This window comes from Bacillus sp. RC240, from assembly GCF_044907945.1.
Taxonomy (GTDB): Bacteria; Bacillota; Bacilli; order Bacillales; family Bacillaceae_G; genus Bacillus_A; species Bacillus_A mycoides.
The window spans coordinates 1-15,665 of sequence record NZ_JBIYCT010000023.1 but is presented as its reverse complement, the minus strand read 5'-3'; the positions used below and the strand labels follow the sequence as shown (position 1 = coordinate 15,665).

Sequence of the window (15,665 nt, the reverse complement as noted above, 5' to 3'; positions counted from 1 at the left end):
CCCCGCAACCAAATGGTCCCGTGGTGTAGTGGTTAACATGCCTGCCTGTCACGCAGGAGATCGCCGGTTCGACCCCGGTCGGGACCGCCATTTTATATAAAGAAAAGAACGAAACAAGTTGTTTCGTATTTTTTTATTTGTTTTAACAAAAAACTAATAAAGACAGTCAAACTATCCTTAGGAAAACTCCTAAGGACTTTTTTATATATTTAAAACCTGTATAATAAAGAGCAGAGAACATTGTGAGTAAAGTAGGTGAAGTCTGTGAGTAAATATGAAATAACAACAAAATCTTCCGAAGAAACCCAGCGATTATCAGAAAAATTAGGGAGACTTGTAAAGGAAAAAGATGTAATTATTTTAGAAGGTGATCTTGGAGCTGGCAAGACGACTTTTACAAAAGGACTAGCAAAAGGTCTTGGAGTGAAAAGAGTCGTAAATAGTCCTACCTTCAATATTATTAAAGAATATAAAGGAAGATTACCGCTATATCATATGGATGTGTATCGTTTAGCGGAAAGTGAAGAAGATTTAGGATTTGATGAGTATTTCTATGGTGAAGGGATTACAGTAGTAGAATGGGCTCATTTAATAGAAGTATATTTACCGAATGAGAAGTTGCAAATTAGTTTATTCCATGCTGGAGATGATACAAGAAAAATTGTACTCGAGCCAATTGGAGATCGCTATATTAGATTATGTGAGGAGCTATTACAAGATGAAAGTACTAGCAATTGATACTTCAAATTACGTAATGGGTGTATCCCTTATTGAGGAAGGGAACGTGATTGGGGAAATCATTACAAATTTAACAAAAAACCATTCTGTACGTCTTATGCCAGCTGTAGAGAAACTGTTAAAAGAATGCGGTGTAAAACCGAAAGAATTGACTAAAATTGTTGTAGCAGCTGGACCGGGATCATATACAGGTGTTCGTATAGGTGTGACAGCGGCAAAAACATTAGCTTGGTCACTTCAAATACCAATTGTAGGTGTATCAAGTTTGGAAGTGGTGGCTGCAAATGGTACTAATTTTAATGGACTAATTTGTCCTTTATTTGATGGCCGACGTGGTCAAATTTACACGGGGTTATATACATATGAAGGAGAGCGTATAACTTCAATAGAAGAAGACCGAATTATTCTTATTGTTGACTGGTTGCAAATGTTAAAAGATAAAGAACAGCCTGTTTTATTTATTGGTAACGATGTTAAATTGCATAAAGAAACAATTGTAGAATATTTAGGTGATCAAGCTGTATTTGCTCCGTTCACTAAGAATAACCCAAGACCAAGTGAATTAGCATTTTTAGGATTACAAAAAGAAGAACAAGACGTGCATACGTTTGTTCCTAGCTATCTTCGTTTAGCTGAAGCTGAAACAAAATGGTTAGAAAGTCAAAAACAATAGGGGCCTACAGAAGATGGATATGATATTTAGAAAGATGGCACTCGATGATATTGCTCAAATTGTAGCTATTGAAGAAGCATCTTTTTCAACCCCTTGGACTGCAGATGCCTTTCACCGTGAATTAGAGGTGAATGAACATGCACATTATGTCGTGCTAGAAAAAGATGGTCTCGTAATTGGATATTGTGGATTGTGGATAATTATTGATGAATCACATGTAACAAATATAGCTATCCTGCCGGAATACAGAGGTCAAAAGCTAGGGGATGCCTTATTAAAAGAAGTCATTTCCGAAGCGAAAGGTTTAGGAGTAAAAACAATGACACTTGAAGTACGCATGTCAAATGAAGTAGCAAAGCAGTTATACAGAAAATACGGATTTCAAAATGGTGGGATTCGTAAACGATACTATGCAGACAATCAGGAAGATGGTCTTGTAATGTGGGTGAATATATAATGGGAAAAAATACGATTATACTTGGTATTGAAACAAGCTGTGATGAAACAGCTGTAGCAGTTGTTAAAAATGGAACGGAAATCATTGCGAATGTCGTTGCATCGCAAATTGAAAGTCATAAGCGTTTTGGCGGAGTTGTACCAGAGATTGCATCCCGTCATCATGTAGAAGAAATCACAGTTGTGTTAGAAGAAGCTTTAAAAGAAGCGAATATCACTTTTGAGGATATTGATGCAATTGCTGTAACAGAAGGCCCAGGTTTAGTCGGAGCACTTTTAATAGGTGTAAATGCAGCGAAAGCTGTGGCTTTTGCTCATGATATCCCTCTAGTTGGTGTTCATCATATTGCTGGTCATATTTATGCGAATCGTTTAGTAAAAGAAGTACAATTCCCGTTACTATCGCTTGTTGTATCCGGTGGACATACGGAGCTTGTTTATATGAAAGAACATGGTTCATTTGAAGTGATTGGTGAAACGCGAGATGATGCGGCAGGAGAAGCTTACGATAAAGTAGCTCGTACATTATCAATGCCTTATCCAGGTGGTCCTCATATTGATCGCCTTGCGCATGAAGGAAAACCAACAATTGATTTGCCTCGTGCGTGGCTAGAACCTGATTCGTATGATTTCAGCTTTAGTGGATTGAAATCAGCAGTTATCAACACTGTGCATAACGCAAAACAGCGCGGTATAGAAATTGCACCAGAAGATTTAGCAGCAAGTTTCCAAGAAAGTGTAATAGATGTACTTGTAACGAAAGCGTCTCGTGCAGCAGATGCTTATAATGTAAAACAAGTGCTTCTTGCTGGTGGAGTAGCTGCTAATAAAGGGCTTCGTGCACGTTTAGCAGCAGAATTTGCACAAAAAGAAAATATAGAGCTAATTATTCCTCCTCTATCTTTATGCACAGATAATGCAGCGATGATTGCGGCTGCAGGTACAATTGCATACGAACAAGGAAAACGCGCTACATTAGCTTTAAATGCAAATCCAGGATTAGATATTGAAGCATAGTTATACACAAAATTAACCACAGCTTGTGGATAAAACCCAAATTATCTGTTGATAATTTGGGTTTTTTTGTGTACATAAAATGTGTATAACTTTTTATCAAGTTGTGGATAATGTGGAAAAGTTATTTGAAAGTTTATATTATAAAGGTGGATATGTGTATAACCTTGTGGATAACATAGAGGAAGTCTGACCTTTAAAGAAATTCTTTTTTGGGAAATAAAAAACAAAGAGATGTCCAAAAAAAAATTGAAACATCCTCCTCTTATTATATAAGGTGCTACTATTGTCAATCCTTGTCGAATGGTTTGTATAATTTCATTTACTATGGTATTGATTCCAAAACAGAAAATAAAAAGGAGGTCATCTCGTCAAAAAGCCCGACTTATGAGACATCCTCCTCTTTTAAATTCTCTTATATATGCAGTTCTTCCCATTCTGCCATACAAGCTTCAAGCTGTTCTTGCAGTGTTTGTTTTTTAGTTGTAATTTCACTAGCCTTTTCATAATCTGCATATATTTCTGGTAAGCAAAGCTGATCTTCTAACGTAGCAATTTCTTCTTCTAAGCCTACGATATTTTGTTCCAGTTCTTCAATCTTTCGAGTACGTTGACGCTCTAGCTGTTTACGTTCTTTTTCTTCGAGATAATTTAATTTTTCTTGTGCCACCACTTTTTGAACAGGTACTTCATCTTCTTGCTCTAGTTCCGCACGTTCAATCATTTCATTTTTCTTTTCAACGTAATAATCGTAATCACCTAAATATTCTTGTGCACCTTCTGTTGATAACTCAACAACGGTTGTCGTTACGCGATTAATAAAATAGCGGTCATGAGAGACGAATAGAAGAGTACCTGGGTAATCAATTAAAGCATTCTCCAAAATCTCTTTACTATTTAAATCAAGATGGTTTGTTGGCTCATCGAGAATTAATAAATTGGATTTTTGCATCATAAGTTTTGCAAGAGCTAGTCGAGCCTTTTGTCCACCACTAAGAGAAGATACTGGTTTGAGTACATCATCCCCTGTGAATAAAAAGTTGCCTAGTATAGTGCGAATTTCTTTTTCAGGTTGCAGGGGATATTCATCCCATAATTCATTTAAAACTCGCTTCGAAGATGTTAAGTTGGCTTGTTCTTGATCATAATAACCAACAGATACATTTGAGCCGAAAGCAACGTTTCCATGTAATAGCTGTAACTTATTCACAATGGATTTTAATAATGTAGATTTTCCAATTCCGTTTGGCCCAACTAAGGCAACACTGTCACCGCGAGTTAAGCGCATATTTACATGCTCAATAATCGGTTCCTGATAATAGCCAATAGTTGCATCTTTCACTTGTAAAACATCATTTCCACTTTGTTTTTCAATATCGAAGTGGAAGGAAGCTGATTTAGAATCGCCTAATGGTCTAGTTAATACTTCCATTCTGTCTAATTGTTTACGGCGACTTTGAGCGCGTTTTGTCGTAGATGCACGAGCTATATTTTTTTGTACAAAGTCTTCCAGTTTAGAAATTTCATCTTGTTGTTTTTCATAACGCTTCATTTCTTGCTCGTATAGAGCTGATTTTGAGTCTAAATATTTACTGTAGTTACCAACAAATCGTCGGCTTTCCTTATTAGAAATTTCGTATACTTGTGTAACGAGTTTATCTAAGAAATAACGGTCATGGGAAACGATTAAAATCGCGCCAGGATAGCCTTGTAAATATTGTTCAAGCCATGTTAGTGTCTCAATATCCAAATGGTTTGTAGGTTCGTCTAAAATAAGTAAGTCTGGTCTAGTTAATAATAATTTCCCGAGAGCTAATCGAGTCTTTTGTCCACCACTTAATGTGGAAATTTTCGTCTGATGCGTTTCAACTGGGAAGCCAAGACCGCTTAAAATTGAGCGTATATCCGCTTCGTACTGATAGCCGCCTTGATCTTTATAATCTAATTGTAATTGGTCATAATCAGCTAATAATTTCTCATATATAGCCGCATTTGAAAAGTTTTCTTCTTTTCCCATCTCTTGCTCTAGCCTTCGAAGTTTTGTCTCCATCTGCTGCAAGTGTGTAAAGACGGTTAACATTTCATCCCAAATTGTTAAAGACGTTTCTAATCCGGTATTTTGAGCTAAATACCCCATTGAGACATCTTTCGGTTTTATAATTTCACCACCATCATGAGATAACTCGCCAGCTATTATTTTTAATAATGTAGATTTTCCAGCTCCATTTCGTCCGACTAATGCGATACGATCTTTTGTTTGTACTTCCAATTTTATGTTTGCAAGAATCGTTTCTGCACCGTATAATTTCGAAAGCCCATTCACTTGTAATAATATCAATGTTTTCACCTCAAATAATTTCTTAACTTTGCCATGTTTATATTTCTCAATCATACTAAAAATAGTGTATAGTTTAAAATAAAGAGAGAATACTTCTTCTCTTTATTATACAAGGAAATTCAGGAGTACTAAACTTCTGTATTTGATTCAAGTATAAGAATAAAGATAGGAAGAGAGGAGAGGTTATATGGATCAGCAAAAAATTCCACAGGCCACTGCCAAACGATTGCCTCTATACTATCGATTTATCCAAAACTTATCTCTTTCTGGTAAGCAACGTGTTTCATCAGCCGAATTGAGTGAAGCGGTAAAGGTTGATTCCGCAACTATTCGAAGAGATTTTTCATATTTTGGAGCGTTAGGGAAAAAAGGATATGGATATAACGTAAATTATTTATTATCATTTTTCCGTGAAACACTCGACCAAGATGATATAACACGCGTGGCACTTATTGGAGTAGGTAATTTAGGGACCGCTTTCTTACATTATAATTTCACGAAAAACAATAATACAAAAATTGAAATGGCGTTTGATGTTAGTGAAGAGAAAGTTGGAACAGAAATCGGAGGCATTCCTGTATATCATTTGGATGAACTAGAAGAACGTTTATCAACTGATATACAAGTGGCAATATTAACAGTACCCGCTACAGTAGCGCAATCTGTGGCAGATAGATTGGCAGAAACGAACGTGCATGGTATTTTAAATTTCACACCAGCACGCTTAAATGTGTCAGAGAATATAAGAATTCATCACATTGATTTAGCTGTAGAGTTACAAACGCTTGTTTACTTTTTGAAGAATTATCCACAATAAAACGCAGAGGAGATGACCTCTGCGTTTTATTATTGTTTTTTCTTTGTGAATTTAACTAAGATAAGGCGAAGTGCCAAATTAAAATCAATTGTTGCCATAACTGCAAATAGTATTGTCCACATATTCCAGATTGTATCTGTTACGTTCGTAATGGCGAAGCGTGTAAAGATACATCCAAGAAGAAAGTACAATGCAGCCATGAACAATGGTGAGTTTCTCATACTAAAAATCCTCCGATAAAGCCTTGCATTTTTTCAGCTTCTTTAATCATTTCTTGAATTTGCTCATTGCTTACTACAACTTGAGCAACTGCAACTAATGTATTCATTGCAACATGAGCTGCAATAGGAACTATAATTCGTTTCGTTTTTACGTATAAAAAGGCGAATACGAGCCCCATAGAAGTGTATACCAATAAGTGAGTAAAATCAAAATGAATCGCCGCGAATACAAGTGAACTAATAATAGCGGCAATAAAGAAGTTAAACTTCTTATAAAGTGTACCGAATAAAATTTTTCTAAATACGATTTCTTCCAAAATAGGTCCTATTATAGATATGACAATAAGGAACCAAGGTGTCGTTCTTGCGATGTCCATAAGTCTTGCTGTATTTTCAGATCCCGGTGTAATCCCTAATAAACGCATTTCGATCATACCGGCAATGCTTTGTGAGAACAGCGCTAAGAAGAAACCAATAAAAATCCACCCAATTGTAGCTGGAACAGTAGAGCGCATTTTATCTAAATGCCTGTCACGAATGTCTGTTCTGAGTAACCAAAGTACAACGCATAATGCAATGAAAAAGCTAATGATAGCCCAATGACCAGTTATGAGCTGAAGTTTTTCATCTCTAGTAAATCCCCTATTATCGTATAGTCCAGTTTTCAGGAGAAGCGGTAACCCGGCAATGCCTGATAACTGCATTAAAATGTATGTAACGATAATCCACCAATATTGTTTCTTCAAATGGTTTAACCATCCTTTCTAACGCTAGTGTATGAGATAAGGTAGGATAACATGTAAATATGCTACCTACGATATAAACTTTCATTTGAATTATATTTTTTTTGTAAATAAGTATTTGAAAATAAAATAGGAGACAGGAAAAAGTTGTACGTTTAGCGAAAACAACTTAGGGTGTCTTTCATATTGTAACATACAAGAAGTGGGAACAACGATTCATATAGTAAAGGCAGTAGAAGAAGTAATGATATCTAGGAAAGTGCATAAAGTAATTTGCGAAAAAATTATGATTTTTTTACTTGCAAAAGAAATTGAGATTATTTATTATTAGAAGTGTGTTAGCACTCGTGTGACTTGAGTGCTAATAAATAAAATTTACATAACAAAATGAGGAGGTTATTGTTCATGCTAAAGCCATTAGGTGATCGCGTTGTAATTGAACTTGTTCAAGCAGAAGAAAAAACAGCAAGTGGTATTGTATTACCAGAAACTGCAAAAGAAAAACCACAAGAGGGTAAAGTTATTGCAGTAGGTACAGGCCGAGTGCTTGAAAATGGTGAGCGTGTTGCTTTAGAGGTAGCAGCAGGTGATCTTATCATCTTCTCAAAATATGCAGGTACTGAAGTGAAATACGAAGGTACAGACTACTTGATTTTACGTGAAAGTGACATTTTAGCAATTATCGGTTAATTATATACATTTTAAAAATCCAAGGGGGTCAATTATTATGGCAAAAGATATTAAATTTAGTGAAGAAGCACGTCGTTCGATGCTTCGCGGTGTCGACACTCTTGCAAACGCAGTAAAAGTAACGCTTGGACCAAAAGGTCGTAACGTTGTACTTGAGAAAAAATTCGGTTCACCACTTATTACAAATGACGGTGTAACAATCGCAAAAGAAATCGAATTAGAAGATGCATTCGAAAACATGGGTGCGAAATTAGTAGCAGAAGTTGCTAGCAAAACAAACGATGTAGCTGGTGACGGAACGACAACTGCAACTGTATTAGCGCAAGCTATGATTCGTGAAGGTCTTAAAAACGTAACAGCTGGTGCAAACCCAATGGGTCTTCGTAAAGGTATCGAAAAAGCTGTTACTGCTGCAATTGAAGAATTAAAAGCGATTTCTAAACCAATCGAAGGTAAATCTTCTATCGCACAAGTAGCTGCTATTTCTTCGGCTGACGAAGAAGTAGGTCAATTAATCGCTGAAGCAATGGAGCGCGTTGGTAACGACGGGGTTATTACTTTAGAAGAATCTAAAGGATTCACAACAGAATTAGACGTAGTAGAAGGTATGCAATTTGATCGTGGATATGCATCTCCTTACATGATTACTGATTCTGACAAAATGGAAGCAGTTCTTGATAACCCATACATTTTAATTACTGACAAAAAGATTTCTAACATCCAAGAAATCTTACCAGTATTAGAGCAAGTGGTACAACAAGGTAAACCACTCCTTATCATTGCTGAAGATGTAGAAGGCGAAGCGTTAGCTACATTAGTAGTGAACAAACTTCGTGGTACATTCAATGTAGTTGCTGTTAAAGCTCCTGGATTTGGTGACCGTCGTAAAGCAATGCTAGAAGATATCGCAATCTTAACTGGTGGCGAAGTAATCACTGAAGAATTAGGACGTGACTTAAAATCTGCTACAGTTGAATCTTTAGGACGCGCTGGTAAAATTGTTGTAACGAAAGAAAACACAACTGTAGTTGAAGGTATTGGAAATTCACAACAAATCGAAGCTCGCATCGGTCAAATCCGCGCGCAATTAGAAGAAACTACTTCTGAATTCGATCGTGAAAAATTACAAGAGCGTCTTGCTAAACTTGCGGGCGGTGTAGCAGTAATTAAAGTAGGTGCAGCAACTGAAACTGAGTTAAAAGAGCGCAAACTTCGCATTGAAGATGCACTTAACTCAACTCGTGCAGCAGTAGAAGAAGGTATTGTTGCAGGTGGTGGTACTTCACTTATGAACGTATACACAAAAGTAGCTTCTATCGTAGCTGAAGGCGACGAAGCAACAGGTATCAACATCGTACTTCGTGCACTAGAAGAGCCAGTTCGTCAAATCGCAATCAACGCTGGTCTAGAAGGATCTGTAGTTGTAGAGCGTCTAAAAGGCGAAAAAGTAGGCGTTGGTTTCAACGCAGCTACTGGCGAATGGGTTAACATGCTTGAGTCTGGTATCGTAGATCCAGCTAAAGTAACTCGTTCTGCACTTCAAAACGCAGCATCTGTTGCAGCTATGTTCTTAACAACTGAAGCTGTAGTTGCTGACAAGCCAGAACCAAATGCACCAGCAATGCCTGACATGGGCGGCATGGGCATGGGCGGTATGGGCGGAATGATGTAATTCCGTTCTCCCGAAAAACATCCACTTCTATATAGAAGTGGATGTTTTTTTATGTTTTTGAGCGCAGGAAAATAATTTCTGTAGAATTTTGTCGCTTTCTCTCTTGACCATACTGATACTTCATTGTTAGAATCTAGGAAGATAATATAAAACAATCCTTCATATATCCTCGATGATATGGTTTGAGAGTCTCTACCGGGTTACCGTAAACAACCTGACTATGAAGGCAGTGCGTCTTATATTTATAAAGAGCGGAAGACTATCTTTCTTTATAAAGCCAGACCCCTGCCTTTTCTTTGTCATGAGACTAGAGGCGGAGGACTGGCTTTTTTTATTATATTAGTAATGCTTTTCGCCAAATTGGTGAAAATATTTATATACGAGAACTAACGTTGGGGTGATTATTTTGAAGAAGCAGCATGATACAATTATCGTTTTAGATTTTGGGAGTCAGTACAATCAGTTAATAGCACGTCGAATTCGTGAGTTCGGTGTATACAGTGAACTTCATCCACATACAATTACTGCAGAAGAAATTAAAGCAATGAATCCAAAAGGGATTATCTTCTCTGGTGGACCAAATAGTGTATACGGTGAAGGTGCATTACATTGTGATGAAAAAATCTTTGAACTAGGATTACCGATTTTCGGTATTTGTTACGGTATGCAGCTTATGACGCAACACTTCGGTGGTAAAGTAGAACGTGCAAACCACCGCGAGTACGGAAAAGCTGTTCTTAAAGTAGAGAACGAATCAAAATTATATACGAACCTTCCAGAAGAGCAAGTTGTATGGATGAGCCATGGTGATTTAGTAACTGGTTTACCTGAAGGATTCGTAGTAGATGCAACGAGTGAGTCTTGTCCAATTGCTGGTATGAGCAATGAAGCGGAAAACTTATACGGTGTACAATTCCACCCAGAAGTACGTCACTCTGAGCACGGTAACGATTTAATTAAAAACTTCGTATTCGGCGTATGTGGTTGTTCTGAAGGATGGAACATGGAGAACTTTATCGAAGTAGAATTAGAGAAGATCCGTGAAACTGTTGGAGACAAAAAAGTATTATGCGCACTTAGTGGCGGTGTAGACTCTTCTGTTGTAGCAGTATTAATTCATAAAGCGATTGGTGACCAATTAACATGTATTTTCGTGGACCACGGTTTACTTCGTAAAGATGAAGCAGAAGGTGTTATGAAAACATTTAGCGAAGGCTTCCATATGAACGTTATTAAAGTGGATGCACAAGAGCGCTTCATGAACAAGTTAAAAGGTGTAGAAGATCCAGAGCAAAAACGTAAAATCATCGGTAATGAATTCATTTACGTATTTGATGATGAAGCTTCTAAATTACAAGGAATGGACTTCCTAGCGCAAGGTACACTTTATACAGACATCGTTGAAAGTGGTACAGCAACTGCACAAACAATTAAATCTCACCATAACGTTGGTGGACTTCCAGAAGACATGCAGTTCAAATTAATTGAGCCTTTAAACACTTTATTTAAAGACGAAGTACGTGTATTAGGATCAGAACTAGGAATTCCTGATGAAATCGTATGGCGTCAACCGTTCCCAGGTCCAGGACTTGGTATTCGTGTATTAGGTGAAATTACAGAAGAGAAATTAGAAATCGTTCGTGAATCTGATGCAATTTTACGTGAAGAAATTATAAAAGCAGGATTAGACCGCGAAGTTTGGCAATACTTCACTGCGCTTCCTGGTATGCGTAGTGTAGGTGTTATGGGTGACGAGCGTACTTACGATTACACAGTAGGTATCCGTGCAGTAACATCTATCGACGGTATGACAGCTGATTGGGCACGTATCCCTTGGGACGTATTAGAGAAAATCTCTGTACGTATCGTAAACGAAGTAAAACACGTTAACCGTATCGTGTATGATATAACGAGTAAGCCACCAGCAACTATTGAGTGGGAATAGTATTGTAATAAAAAAGATCCATCTATCGTTCATGTATAGATGGATCTTTTTGTTTTCAGCCTTAATACGAACGAAAATATAAAAGTTTATAAAAATGTTCGTTTTTAAATTGACAAAACCACCTCCTCGAGTTAATATGAGTATGTAATTCAAACGAAAAGTGAATATTATGCCGTCGTATAATATCGGGGATATGGCCCGAAAGTTTCTACCTAGCTACCGTAAATGGCTTGACTACGAGGCGTTTCTATAAAGATGAGGGGAAACTTGTCTTTATTCATAGAACGCTTCCATGTATATGCAATGGAAGCCTTTTTTATTTTTATAGATAAAAGAGGGCTAGGGTGAAATACGGCGAGTAATCATATAACGGGGGAAACGTAAGATGAAACGCTATTTTCAGTTTGATGAACTCGGCACAAATTATAAAACAGAGTTCATAGCAGGTTTAACGACATTTCTATCTATGGCTTACGTACTATTTGTCAATCCTGCTACGCTGTCGCTTGGAAATGTTAAAGGATTACCGGCGGGTACAGGAATGGATCCAGGTGCAGTATTCGTTGCTACAGCATTAGCAGCGGCGATTGGTTCGTTAATTATGGGGATATTTGCGAAGTATCCGATTGCTTTAGCGCCAGGTATGGGAATAAACGCGTTCTTTGCTTATACAGCGGTGTTAACGATGGGAATTCCGTGGCAAACGGCAATTGCTGGAACATTAATGTCAGGTATTATCTTTATTATTCTTACTGCTTCAGGTATTCGTGAAAAAATCATTAATGCAATTCCAGTAGAGTTAAAGTTTGCAGTAGCGGCGGGTATTGGATTATTCATTGCCTTCCTTGGATTCCAAAACGCTGGAATTATCGTAAAGAATGATGCTGTTCTTGTTGGGTTGGGGGACTTAACAAAGGGCACAACGTTACTAGCGATCTTCGGAGTTGTTACTACAATCATTTTCATGATTAAAAAAATAAATGGTGCAGTTTTCTACGGTATGATCCTTACGGCGATCTTAGGAGTAGCGACTGGATTAATTGATACACCAAAAGCTGTAGTGGGAGCAATACCGAGTCTAGAACCAACGTTCGGGGTAGCATTAACTCACTTTGGAGACATTTTCACTGTTGAAATGGCGATTGTTATTATAACGTTCTTCTTTATCGATTTCTTTGATACAGCAGGTACGCTTGTAGCGGTTGCGAATCAAGCGGGATTAATGAAGAACAATAAATTACCACGTGCAGGTAAAGCATTATTTGCAGATGCGATTGCAACTGTAATTGGTGCAATTCTAGGTACATCTACTACGACGTCTTACATTGAATCGTCTGCGGGGGTAGCGGCAGGAGGACGTTCTGGATTTACAGCAGTTGTAACAGCAGGATTCTTCTTACTGGCACTATTCTTCTCACCACTATTAAGTGTTGTGACACCAGCTGTAACAGCGCCAGCATTAATTATTGTAGGAATCTTGATGGTTTCATCTTTAGGAGAAATTGATTGGAAGAAATTCGAGATTGCAGTACCAGCATTCTTTACAATCATTTCAATGCCACTTACGTATAGTATTGCGACAGGGATTGCAATCGGGTTTATCTTCTATCCAATTACAATGGTAGTAAGTGGTCGTCGTAAAGAGATTCATCCAATTATGTATGTTATGGGAGTTTTATTCGTACTATATTTCATCTACGTTCGTAAATAAAAGGGGTTTTTTGAAAGGTCTAGACTTAAGGGGAGTCTAGACCTTTTTTGCGTCTTCAGAAAATCTTAAGGATTTCCGAGCGTTTTTCTTCAGAAGTTTTCCTATAATAGAAGTTAGGGATTAAAAAAGTGATGGGGGAGATATTGTGGCGCACGAAACAATACTTGTCGTAGATGATGAAAAAGAAATTAGAAATCTTATTACAATCTATTTAAAGAATGAAGGATATAAAGTGTTGCAAGCAGGAGACGGAGAAGAAGGATTACGTTTACTAGAAAAAAATGAAGTACATCTAGTCGTATTAGATATTATGATGCCAAAGGTAGATGGTATTCATATGTGTATGAAAGTAAGAGAATCGAAAGAAATGCCTATTATTATGCTTTCGGCGAAAACGCAAGATATGGATAAAATTTTAGGATTAACAACAGGTGCAGATGATTACGTAACGAAACCATTTAATCCGTTAGAGTTAATCGCAAGAATTAAATCTCAGTTACGTCGTTATATGAAGATGAATGGTTTTGCTCTTCAAAATGAGGACGAGCTAGAAATTGGAGAGATGAAGATAAACATCTCAACCCATACAGTCATTGTAGATGGAGAAGAAGTGAAACTGACTCCGAGGGAATTTTCGATTTTAGAATTACTAGCTCGTAATCCGGGGATGGTCTTTAGCGCGGAACAAATTTATGAAAAGGTTTGGAACGAAAGATCTTTCCAGTCGGATAACACGGTAATGGTTCATATTCGGAAAGTGCGTGAAAAGATTGAGGAGAATCCAAGGAAGCCAATATATATAAAAACAGTATGGGGAGTGGGGTATAAGATTGAAAAAGATATTTAATCCATTTACTTATGTTAGGAAAATTCGAGAATTAATTGGAAAGATAGTGAGAAGTGTGAAACGGAGTATACGAATTCAACTTATTACTGCGTTTACTGCTTGTGCGTTATTAGGGCTTTTTTTTGCAAAGGGAGCTGCGCCATTTTTTGAGAATGCGAATCGTCAAGCGAATATCGATTATCGAGCTGGTATGGAACAAATTAATCACCAAGCTCAAAGAGCAGCAAATAGCTCGGTTCATGAAAATAAATTAGAAGCTATATCCAATATGATCGAAATGGAGAATCAAAATTTAGAACGAGGATCTAGAGCTTTAAAAGTACTGGTTACTGACGAGAGCGGCAAAGTTGTATATAAGACGAAGCAGGCACAAGAAGAACAAATTGATTTGCACAATACAATTCGTAATGCAGCATCATTTGCAATCAACTATTCAAATGGCCAAGATGCATTTGAAAATACAAGGAAAGAATTTATAGCTTTTGTACCTATTACAATAGAAGATAAGAATTTATACATGTTTGTTAGTGGGATTCCGGGAGGTGAAGTGAGATATGATACGCAAGAAGGGCCGTTTCCATTTTTCATAGGTTTACTTGTATTCATTTTTTCTTTCTTCTATATAACAAAGAGAAAGATGAAGCAAATTGAAGCGATGGCACAAGGTGTAAAGGAAATAGAAAAAGGCAACTTAGCGTACCGTATTGAGAAAAAAGGTGAAGATGAGATTGCGTCTTTAACTGAGAATATTAATAATATGGCGGAAGAGCTTATGAATAATATAGAAAAGGAACGTAAATTAGAGAAGCAAAAAAATGAGCTTATTACGAATGTATCACACGATTTACGTACACCACTGACTTCTATAATGGGTTACTTGCGATTACTTCGAGATTCTAAATATGAAAATAAAGAACAACATGATGAGTATACGAGAATTGCTTTTGCGAAGTCGGAGCAGTTAAAGAATTTAATAGAAGATTTATTTGAGTATACGAAGTTAACGAATGAACAAGTTGTATTAGAAAAACAGGAAGTGTGTGTAAATGAGTTACTTGATCAATTAATAGAAGAGTTAGTACCACAAGCGGAAGAGCATGGCCTTATGTTTGTTAAGAAGTTTCCTGAGGAACGTGCATATGCGATGATTGATTCGGAAAAGATGGTCCGTGTATTCGACAACTTACTAATGAATGCAATTAAGTATAGTAAAGATGACGGAGAGATAAAAGTTTCTCTTCAAAGGCAGCGCAGGAATATACAAATTGTTATTGCGAATCATAGTGAAGAGTTTACGAGAGAAGAGTTAGGGAACTTGTTTGAACGGTTTTATAAGAAAGATCAATCTAGAAGTAGAGTAACAGAAGGTTCGGGGCTCGGATTAGCTATTGCGAAAAGTATTGTTGAGTTGCAAGGTGGTAGTATTCGAGCTGAGTATGAGGACGGGATCGTTCAGTTCATCGTTTCATTACCAATTATAGAAAAATAATAAATGAATAGAATGTTATAGGATAAAAAGGCTTATTTTAAAAGGAATAAGCCTTTTTATATTTTTTTAGAAAAACATATTGACGATTAGAGTTTAGAGGTGTAATATAAAACAAGTCGCCGATAGCAACAACGCAGAAAGCGACAAAAGAAATAAAAAAACTTGGTTGACATTGAAATATGAAAATGTTAACATAAGGGAGTCGCAAATGAGCGACAGACAAGTTCTTTGAAAACTGAACGAAACAAACAACGTGAACGTCAATTTTTATTTTTAGATGCTAGACAAACTAACTTTATTGGAGAGTTTGA

The 15,665-nt window shown here is 37.0% G+C and carries 14 protein-coding genes, 1 tRNA gene and 2 riboswitches; of the genes, 12 read left to right on the top strand and 3 right to left on the bottom strand.

Translation table 11 applies throughout. The features are described 5' to 3' along the window. The first annotated feature begins 14 nt into the window (after nucleotides 1-14). From ABH955_RS28820 to tsaD, 5 genes are all read left to right on the top strand, one after another. Nucleotides 15-90 (top strand) — tRNA-Asp (locus ABH955_RS28820). Nucleotides 91-264: 174 nt separating this feature from the next. Beyond that, entirely contained in the window at nucleotides 265-738 is a 474-nt protein-coding gene (gene tsaE / locus ABH955_RS28815; protein ID WP_016101417.1) for a tRNA (adenosine(37)-N6)-threonylcarbamoyltransferase complex ATPase subunit type 1 TsaE, read from the top strand. Next, nucleotides 719-1,411, top strand: a complete 693-nt coding sequence (gene tsaB / locus ABH955_RS28810; RefSeq protein ID WP_002124827.1) for a tRNA (adenosine(37)-N6)-threonylcarbamoyltransferase complex dimerization subunit type 1 TsaB — start codon at nucleotides 719-721, stop codon at nucleotides 1,409-1,411. Before tsaE ends, tsaB begins: the two co-directional genes overlap by 20 nt. 13 nt (nucleotides 1,412-1,424) lie before the next feature. Next, a complete protein-coding gene (rimI, locus tag ABH955_RS28805; RefSeq protein WP_002063534.1) occupies nucleotides 1,425-1,868 on the top strand; it encodes a ribosomal protein S18-alanine N-acetyltransferase in 444 nt (147 codons plus the stop codon). Further along, on the top strand, nucleotides 1,868-2,884 hold the full coding sequence (tsaD, locus tag ABH955_RS28800; RefSeq protein WP_002091609.1) for a tRNA (adenosine(37)-N6)-threonylcarbamoyltransferase complex transferase subunit TsaD: 1,017 nt from the start codon (nucleotides 1,868-1,870) through the stop codon (nucleotides 2,882-2,884). Before rimI ends, tsaD begins: the two co-directional genes overlap by 1 nt. A 412-nt stretch (nucleotides 2,885-3,296) precedes the next feature. Here tsaD and ABH955_RS28795 read toward each other — a convergent pair whose 3' ends face one another. Beyond that, entirely contained in the window at nucleotides 3,297-5,219 is a 1,923-nt protein-coding gene (locus ABH955_RS28795) for an ABC-F family ATP-binding cassette domain-containing protein (RefSeq protein WP_090835618.1), read from the bottom strand. Nucleotides 5,220-5,406: 187 nt separating this feature from the next. Between ABH955_RS28795 and ABH955_RS28790 the strand changes: the two genes are divergently transcribed. Then, nucleotides 5,407-6,036, top strand: a complete 630-nt coding sequence (locus tag ABH955_RS28790) for a redox-sensing transcriptional repressor Rex (protein ID WP_000372704.1) — start codon at nucleotides 5,407-5,409, stop codon at nucleotides 6,034-6,036. Nucleotides 6,037-6,065: 29 nt separating this feature from the next. Here the strand turns inward: ABH955_RS28790 and ABH955_RS28785 are convergent, their stop codons facing one another. After that, nucleotides 6,066-6,257: a YdiK family protein gene (locus ABH955_RS28785; RefSeq protein WP_001246201.1), complete on the bottom strand. Its 192-nt coding sequence runs from the start codon at nucleotides 6,255-6,257 to the stop codon at nucleotides 6,066-6,068. Continuing rightward, entirely contained in the window at nucleotides 6,254-7,003 is a 750-nt protein-coding gene (locus ABH955_RS28780) for a CPBP family intramembrane glutamic endopeptidase (protein ID WP_044440795.1), read from the bottom strand. The genes ABH955_RS28785 and ABH955_RS28780 overlap by 4 nt, the downstream gene beginning before the upstream one ends. 402 nt (nucleotides 7,004-7,405) lie before the next feature. Here ABH955_RS28780 and groES point away from each other — a divergent pair, with 402 nt between their 5' ends. The 6 genes from groES (at nucleotide 7,406) to ABH955_RS28750 (ending at nucleotide 15,354) form a co-directional block, all read left to right on the top strand. Then, on the top strand, nucleotides 7,406-7,690 hold the full coding sequence (gene groES / locus ABH955_RS28775) for a co-chaperone GroES (protein WP_002009985.1): 285 nt from the start codon (nucleotides 7,406-7,408) through the stop codon (nucleotides 7,688-7,690). 37 nt (nucleotides 7,691-7,727) lie between these two features. Next, the gene (groL, locus tag ABH955_RS28770; protein ID WP_002029451.1) at nucleotides 7,728-9,362 is read left to right on the top strand and encodes a chaperonin GroEL; all 1,635 of its coding nucleotides are present in this window, start codon (nucleotides 7,728-7,730) and stop codon (nucleotides 9,360-9,362) included. 139 nt (nucleotides 9,363-9,501) lie between these two features. Continuing rightward, nucleotides 9,502-9,603, top strand: a riboswitch (purine riboswitch). A gap of 165 nt (nucleotides 9,604-9,768) precedes the next feature. Beyond that, complete coding sequence (guaA, locus tag ABH955_RS28765) at nucleotides 9,769-11,307, top strand: glutamine-hydrolyzing GMP synthase (RefSeq protein ID WP_122952359.1); 1,539 nt, start codon at nucleotides 9,769-9,771, stop codon at nucleotides 11,305-11,307. Between the two features lie 155 nt (nucleotides 11,308-11,462). Then, a riboswitch (purine riboswitch) is annotated at nucleotides 11,463-11,564 on the top strand. A 128-nt stretch (nucleotides 11,565-11,692) separates the two neighbouring features. Beyond that, on the top strand, nucleotides 11,693-13,018 hold the full coding sequence (locus ABH955_RS28760) for an NCS2 family permease (protein WP_002091603.1): 1,326 nt from the start codon (nucleotides 11,693-11,695) through the stop codon (nucleotides 13,016-13,018). A gap of 145 nt (nucleotides 13,019-13,163) precedes the next feature. Then, complete coding sequence (locus ABH955_RS28755; RefSeq protein WP_404491957.1) at nucleotides 13,164-13,865, top strand: response regulator transcription factor; 702 nt, start codon at nucleotides 13,164-13,166, stop codon at nucleotides 13,863-13,865. Further along, nucleotides 13,849-15,354 carry a sensor histidine kinase gene (locus tag ABH955_RS28750; RefSeq protein ID WP_404458325.1) on the top strand — a complete coding sequence of 502 codons (1,506 nt, stop codon included), beginning with the start codon at nucleotides 13,849-13,851 and terminating at the stop codon, nucleotides 15,352-15,354. Before ABH955_RS28755 ends, ABH955_RS28750 begins: the two co-directional genes overlap by 17 nt. The last annotated feature ends 311 nt before the right edge of the window (nucleotides 15,355-15,665 follow it).

Coding starts and splice junctions, on each gene's coding strand:
- tsaB (WP_002124827.1), top strand. CDS start 719: ATGAAAGTACTAGCAATTGATACTTCAAATTACGTAATGGGTGTATCC.
- rimI (WP_002063534.1), top strand. CDS start 1,425: ATGGATATGATATTTAGAAAGATGGCACTCGATGATATTGCTCAAATT.
- tsaD (WP_002091609.1), top strand. CDS start 1,868: ATGGGAAAAAATACGATTATACTTGGTATTGAAACAAGCTGTGATGAA.
- ABH955_RS28790 (WP_000372704.1), top strand. CDS start 5,407: ATGGATCAGCAAAAAATTCCACAGGCCACTGCCAAACGATTGCCTCTA.
- ABH955_RS28785 (WP_001246201.1), bottom strand. CDS start 6,257: ATGAGAAACTCACCATTGTTCATGGCTGCATTGTACTTTCTTCTTGGA.
- groES (WP_002009985.1), top strand. CDS start 7,406: ATGCTAAAGCCATTAGGTGATCGCGTTGTAATTGAACTTGTTCAAGCA.
- groL (WP_002029451.1), top strand. CDS start 7,728: ATGGCAAAAGATATTAAATTTAGTGAAGAAGCACGTCGTTCGATGCTT.
- ABH955_RS28760 (WP_002091603.1), top strand. CDS start 11,693: ATGAAACGCTATTTTCAGTTTGATGAACTCGGCACAAATTATAAAACA.